This is a genomic window from Pseudoalteromonas sp. TB25, from assembly GCF_000497995.1.
In the GTDB taxonomy this organism is placed as follows: Bacteria; Pseudomonadota; Gammaproteobacteria; order Enterobacterales; family Alteromonadaceae; genus Pseudoalteromonas; species Pseudoalteromonas distincta.
Genome location: NZ_AUTI01000382.1, coordinates 1 through 7,514 on the forward strand (window position 1 = coordinate 1; position 7,514 = coordinate 7,514).

At 38.9% G+C, this 7,514-nt stretch carries 4 protein-coding genes; 1 reads left to right on the forward strand and 3 read right to left on the reverse strand.

Annotation, left to right across the window (positions count from 1 at the left end; genetic code table 11):
* On the reverse strand, window positions 1-1,856 hold a 1,856-nt coding region (gene topA, locus L652_RS0116595; RefSeq protein WP_024603564.1), incomplete at its 3' end, for a type I DNA topoisomerase.
* 253 nt (window positions 1,857-2,109) lie between these two features.
* Entirely contained in the window at window positions 2,110-5,403 is a 3,294-nt protein-coding gene (locus L652_RS0116600) for an Ig-like domain-containing protein (protein ID WP_024596729.1), read from the reverse strand.
* Window positions 5,404-5,596: 193 nt separating this feature from the next.
* Between L652_RS0116600 and L652_RS0116605 the strand changes: the two genes are divergently transcribed.
* Complete coding sequence (locus L652_RS0116605) at window positions 5,597-6,922, forward strand: dicarboxylate/amino acid:cation symporter (protein WP_024603565.1); 1,326 nt, start codon at window positions 5,597-5,599, stop codon at window positions 6,920-6,922.
* Window positions 6,923-7,018: 96 nt separating this feature from the next.
* On the opposite strand, the gene L652_RS0116610 is transcribed toward L652_RS0116605, so the two are convergent.
* The coding region (locus tag L652_RS0116610) for a S49 family peptidase (RefSeq protein ID WP_024596728.1) at window positions 7,019-7,514 on the reverse strand (496 nt) is incomplete at its 5' end.

Genomic DNA, 7,514 nt, shown 5'->3' on the forward strand with positions numbered 1-7,514 from the left:
GTACGTATGCCCATTTTGCGGCTACATGTAGGACATTCTATATCGGTTTCAACCATCTCATTAAGACGCATGCCACCATTCTCTGGCTCGTCTTTAGCGACAGTTAGTTGCGTTGAAAAATCAGCATAAAACTTATCTAAAACTTGAGTCCATACACGCTCGCCTTCAGCAATGTCATCTAAACGACCTTCCATTTTAGCTGTAAAATCAAAGTTCATTAAATCAGTGAAGTTTTCAACTAAGCGGTCAGTAACAATTTCACCCATTTTTTCAGCAAAGAAACGGCGATTTTCTACACGTACATAACCACGATCTTGAATTGTTGATATAATCGACGCATAAGTAGATGGACGACCAATACCACGCTTTTCAAGCTCTTTTACTAAACTAGCTTCACTAAAGCGAGCTGGCGGCTTAGTAAAATGCTGCTTAGGATCAAGTTCTATTAAAGTAAGTATTTCACCTTCTTTAACAGCTGGCAGTGATTGATCTTCTTCGTTCTTTTTACGCACCGCAGGTTGTACTTTTGTCCAACCATCAAAGCGAAGCACGCGGCCTTTTGCTTTGAGCTGGAAATCGTTAGCAGCAACAGTCAGTGTTGTTAAGTCGTATTCAGCAGGTACCATTTGACACGCTACAAACTGACGCCAAATTAGCTCATACAGCTTTTTAGCATCGGCATCTACGCCTTCGATATGACCAGACAACACTGTAACGCTTGAAGGACGAATTGCCTCATGCGCTTCTTGTGCATTGCCTTTAGAGCTATAGTTAATTGGATCTTTTGGTAAATATTTAGCACCAAACTCGTTCGTTACATACTCACGACACATTTCAACCGCATCTTTTGAAAGATTGGTTGAATCGGTACGCATATAAGTAATATAACCGCCTTCATACAAACGCTGAGCGAGCATCATAGTCTTTTTAACGCCATAACCTAGGCGTGTACTTGCCGCTTGTTGCATGGTTGAAGTAATTAATGGCGCACTTGGGCGACTTTTACTTGGTTTTTCTTCAACGCTAATTACTTTGTATTCTGCATTCTCAAGGCTTTTAACAGCTGCACTAGCCTGAGCTTCATTTACAGGCTTAAATGCCTTTCCTGCTTGTTTGGTTACTTCTAAGCGTAACTCAGACTCAGTATTCTTAACATCAGCGTGAATATCCCAAAACTCTTCAGGGATAAATGCCTTAATTTCACGTTCACGCTCAACTAATAAGCGTACCGCAACAGACTGAACTCGTCCTGCAGATAGACCACGTGCAACTTTTGCCCACAACAAAGGAGAAACCATAAAGCCTACAACACGGTCTAAAAAGCGTCGTGTTTGCTGAGCGTAAACCATGTCAGTATTAAGCTCACCTGGTGTTTCGAAGGCTTGTTGTATTGCGTTTTTGGTAATCTCGTTAAAAACTACGCGCTTATACTTTTCAGGTTCGCCGCCAATGATTTCTTGAAGGTGCCAAGCAATTGCTTCCCCTTCTCTATCCAAATCCGTTGCGAGGTATATTTGATCTGCATTTTCAGCCAGCTTTTGTAATTCTTGAACAACCTTCTCTTTACCTGGCAGGATTTCATAATGCGGCTCCCAACCTTGCTCAGGATCAATACCCATACGCGCGACTAGGTTAGTATAATCTCGTTGCTTTTTATACGCTGCTTTCTCTTCAGGTTCCATTTTGCGAACTTCTGCTGGCGTTTTAGTTGCCGGCACTTTAGCTTTGCTCGAACCTGAAGTAGGTAAATCACGTACATGCCCAATACTGGACTTTACGATGAAGTCATTACCTAAATATTTATTAATTGTTTTAGCCTTAGCAGGTGACTCTACAATTACTAGCGATTTGCCCATAGTTGCCTATTTCTAACCAAATATTAAAAATGTGTTTTGCCGACATAAGCGGCGCGAATATTTATAGGTATATCTACAAACACTAGTTGTTACAAGCTTTTAATACAAACTTTTCAGTATTTACTGAATAAACGAACAATTTTTGTCGTTAAATTAAACAAACAGGTGTTTTTAGATTAATTGATGTGGAATATATAGAACAGAAACAAAAATGCCAACCTAAAGGTTGGCATTTTTTTAAAACATCATAAAATTATAGCTTAGCGTCATCAGTAACTACAATTGAAGTTGACGTAATAAGACCCGATGTAGCTTCAACACTAATTGTTAAAAAACCATCAGTTATATCATTTCTTCCATCGGCTGGCTCTCTTGTTATACCAAACGAAATGCCTACAGGCACAAAACTTGTGGTATTAGGAAAGATATAACTGTTAGTACCCGTTAGAATACCATTTTCAGAGGCAATAGTTACCTCACTCCCAACGGGTAAAGGGTTATTATAGACATCAGCTATGAATACTGTTAACCCCACACTATTAGTTCCTGTTGCTTCTGTTAAGTCTATTGAATTAACTCCACACATCCGTTGGCCTGTTGAACTAAGCACTAAAGGGCTTGTGGGGTCACTATTTACACGTACCTCAGTCGCTGTTACGCCTGTAATAGCAGAGCAATCATCAGCATAGGTTACTAACCTAAAGAAAGCCTCATCGCCAGACATTACAATCTCTTGGTTTTGAAATACATTAACCAATTGACGGCTACACAGTCCTGCGGTTTCGTCTTCTTCACGACATAGTAAACCATTGTATAAACCGTTTTGGGTAGTCCAAGTGCCATTACCATCAAAATCTACGAACTCTTCAAACTCATCACCAGTTGAATTGTCACGAGAACATGGGTCTGTTCCATCACTGCAATCTTTACCGCCAAAAGTACCATCTTCATTGTTATCAATAAAAGCTTCTGGGATATCAAATAAATCATCAAAGAAGTCTTCGCTATCAAAGTAACCATTACCATTTAAGTCTGAAAAAGTCTCTTCACCAATAGCATATGCATGAACGGTTGCTCGTCCACCAAGTGGTAAATCTATTGTAAGATCATTATTTAAAATACCTAATGGGCACGGTAATCCACCATCACATTTTTGAGCAATTGTATTTTCGTACATTGAATCAGTAAAAGGACGCGGGTTGCTACTTGTCCAAGTAACGCTACATGCTCCATTCGTTGTAGTACAACTTGGCTCAATAACTCCACCTTCTGTAATAAAAGTAACGGCCGTACCATCTGGAACAGGATTATTAAAGTGATCGGCTAAACGCACATTTACTGATACCTCTGTACTATCAACATTCAAACCATGTGCGTTAAATTCAGAGCGTGATAAAGAAAAGCTATTTTGATCAGCTATACCCGTACTAACAACAAGAATATCTGAGGGAGCCGTAACAATGACTGTATTGCCTTCAACCTCTTCCTCACTTGATGCAATAACACGTACAGGTGTTGCAATCGAACCAGATAGTACTGATGTTTTCACTTCGCCACTGGCATTAGTAATAGCGCTTGCTGTGCCTAATGTAATGCCACCTACAGCAGTTGAAAGTTCAAAGTTAACCGTTCTTGACGCTAAATCGTTCCCGTTTGAATCGACAAGTTTGAAAGTCACTTCTGAAATTTCGGTGCGGTTAGCACCACCAGTACCTTTTAGTGCAATTACAGGCTCTGTAACATCTATAAACTGTAAAAAACCAATATTTGCAGGTGATACATTAATTGTAGTATTTGCAGAAACCGTATCTCCACCAGTAATAACCGTTGCTGTAATAATATCACCACCCACACAAGTTAAAGGGCGATATGTTGAACGTGCAAATCCACCAATACTAGTCACTGTTTCATCAATTGATGCCTGCCCCGAACTTACACAGCCCGATGAGAATTCAACCGTTAATGGAGTTGTATATAACTCACCATCTTTAGAAATTTCAATAGAAATTAGAGCCGTAGCCCCTGCCGCTAATAGCTCATCATCAGCAATAGAGCTCGAAATAGAAATTTCGATATCTACCGCAGCAATCTGAAACGCTTTAGTCAAGTTACTATTAAGTACAGACACGGTGATTTCACCTGCCCCTACATCCTGCCCAGGAACAATATCGAGTAGTGCGATACCATTTGCATCTGTAATTGCAGTGCCTGTTGAAGGAGTAATAGATCCAATAGTAGTAGTAGCGGTTACTAAAGCTTGAGTAAGTGGTGTTGTAGAGTCTTCATTAGTAACTTCAATAAATAAAATAGCTGAAGAATCACCTGAAATACTTGTTACCTCTTCACATAAACTTGCATCTCTAGTTGTTTTAAAATCAACCGGACAGTTTTGCAAAATTTTAAAATTGATATCCGCAGTGCTTTGATCTGGGTTTACAGCATCGCCTCGGGTGTAAAAGCCCAACGTTTTCTCCACACCTTCATACTGTGCGGTTATTAAACCAGCACCTTCGACAGTACCTGAAGTTAAATTAAGTGAAGCTATACCATTTTCGTTTGTTAATGCTGTTCCAATGCTTGGGATAAGATTACCTAGGGTAGAAGAAAAATTAACAACGGCCCCCTCTACTTTAATACCATCACCATCAAGAACAGTTGCTTTAACCACACCACTATCGGCTGCACTAATGGTACTAATTTCGGTCAATGAAGTCGAAGATGTAAGACTCAATCCTATAGAAAAGTCTAACGACTCACCCTGAACGGGTGCATCACCTTCGGTAGTAAATGTATAACCATCCGAGCTGTAAACAATGTTTTCATTATCAGTGTAGGTTGCAACTATAGAACCTGCACCAACTTCTGTACCAGCTAGAAGGCTTATTGTTGCAATGCCTTGAGCATTTGTTAGTGCTGTGCCGTTAGTTGGATTGATTGTTCCTAAACCAGTGAGTACGAATTCAACAAGCTTAAATGCAGCAGGCTTTCCATCAATCTCTAGCTCAACTTGAACAGTAAGAGGGTTTGAATAATCAACATTACGAGTATTCTCACCTGAACTGTTTACAGCTGTGATATTTAACTGAGGTTCTGTTGACGCGGTACCATCAGATTCAAAAGCAAATGTATCCGTGTAACTGACACTATCAATCGTAAAAGTGGCTGTAACTTCACCTGCACCTGCACTTGAACCTGCTATTAGTTCAATAGTCGCTACGCCATCTGATTGAGTAAGAGCGGTACCTGCTACTGGGTCTAGCTCACCAATAGAATCCGCTAACGTGAATGTAATACGCTCGCCAGACACTGCATCACCATCTTCATTAACTAAACTAGCTCTTAATTCTAAAGGAGCATCAGCAGTAACACTATTCGACTCAGTATCACTCGCTTTCAAATAACCTTTCAAACTTATTGTATAGGTTGATGTTTCCGTCGTGGAATCACCATCACTAATGGAGCCGTCTTTTTCAAGTGACCCACCGCCACCACAGGCTGTGAGTAAAAAACTTAGCAATGAAATGCCGAGCAGTCGCATTAAAGGCATGAACCTCTCCCTAGCGTTGTTATTATAACCAAAATTAATTTTCACTTAATATTAACCTATAACTTAGTCTAAAATCTCAGTTTTTTATTACTTTTTTGCGCAAAATAATTTTAAATAAATACCAATTTTTTCTGTAGTAAATATTTCCTTGCTGGTAGTCTATGGCAAATTTATAAAATGTAGATCAGGGAATATGTCAAAAATCCGTTCAATGAGTTTAACCACTCGCATCATGATTGGTATGGCGCTTGGGGTTGCAGTAGGTTTTATATTTCAGGCTATATTAGCTGGTGAAGACGATTATCTAATACCACTTGGGTTATTCTCTTTGCCAATTAAAGCCTTTTTTGTTGATGGTATTTTCCATGTTGGTGGCCAAATATTTATTGCCAGCTTAAAAATGTTAGTTGTGCCTCTTGTTTTTGTATCGCTCGTTTGTGGTACCTGTAGCTTAAGCGACCCTAAAAAACTAGGCCGCCTAGGTGGTAAATCTATTGGTTTATATTTATTAACTACAGCTATTGCTATAACAGTGGCGATTACACTTGCCTTATTATTTAGCCCTGGTGAAGGTATAAGCTTGCCATCTAATGCAACTTATGATGCTAAAGAAGCGCCTACCCTTGCACGTGTAATTATAGATATGTTTCCTACTAACCCATTTGAAGCCATGGCCAAGGGTAATATGCTTCAAGTTATAGTGTTTGCACTATTATTTGGTGTAGCAATGGCATTAAGTGGTAAAACAGGCAAACGCGTAGCAAGTGTTTTTGAAGATTTAAACACAGTAATCTTAAAACTAGTTACGCTGTTAATGAACATTGCACCTTATGGCGTGTTCTTTTTAATGGCAAAACTATTTACAACAATTGAGCTTAACTTAATTGTTAGCCTAGCCAAATACTTTGGCGTTGTAGTGCTTGCACTGTTATTACATGCTTTCGTAAACTACACATTGCTTTTAAAAATATTAACGGGCTTAAACCCGCTTATTTTCTTAGCAAAAATGAAGCACACATGCTTATTTGCATTTAGTACCTCGAGCTCAAGCGCAACTATGCCTATTACACTTGAAACTGCTACTAAAAAACTAGGTGCTAATAACTCGGTTGCCTCATTTACTATCCCACTGGGTGCTACCATTAACATGGATGGCACTGCCATCATGCNTACCGTATTCATTGCACAAGTGTTTAGTGTAGATTTAACAATTTCTGATTATCTAATGGTTATACTAACAGCAACACTTGCCTCTGTAGGTACAGCAGGCGTACCAGGTGTTGGCTTAATAATGCTCGCGATGGTACTTAATCAAGTTGGCTTACCTGTAGAAGGGATTGCAATTATTATCGGTGTAGATAGATTACTTGATATGACACGTACAGCAGTTAATGTAACCGGTGATTGTATGGTTACCTGTGTTGTTGCCAAGTCTGAAGGTGAACTTGATGAGAGCATCTTTAACGACCCTAATGCAGCTAAAGACTTAGAAGATTATCATAAGTCTATTGACTCATAAGCTACATTTATACAGCTATAAAAAAACCTTGATGCAATACATCAAGGTTTTTTTTCGAGTAGAAAGAATTAAACTGAATCGTAAAAAAATTCTAATCTAAGGATTTAGGGATTTAAATTTAGAGAGTAAGTTTATTCCCACTTTATTTACACCACTACTCAGGCCAAGAGCTAGCTTATCGCTTAATCCCTTTTTAATTTTGTATTTAATCTTATAAATTTGGCGCTCATGTTGCTGCTCCAGCAATGCATCATCACTTGTCTTTATAACATCTACCAAACCTATATCAATCGCTTGAGTTGCAAACCAATGCTCGCCTGTCGCAACTAAGTTTATATCTAAGCTTGGGCGTTGAGTGCTTACAAACGTTTTAAATAAATCATGTGTTTGTTCAATTTCTTCACGAAATTTTTCACGGGCCTTATCTGTGTTTTCACCAAATAAAGTAAGCGTACGTTTAAACTCACCTGCAGTAATTTGCTCAAATTCCACATCATTTTTCTTTAATATTTTATTAAAGTTAGGTATTTGAGCTATCACACCAATAGATCCAACTATGGCAAAAGGGGCTGCTAGTATCTCATCGGCTACA

Coding starts and splice junctions, on each gene's coding strand:
- L652_RS0116600 (WP_024596729.1), bottom strand. CDS start 5,403: ATGCCTTTAATGCGACTGCTCGGCATTTCATTGCTAAGTTTTTTACTC.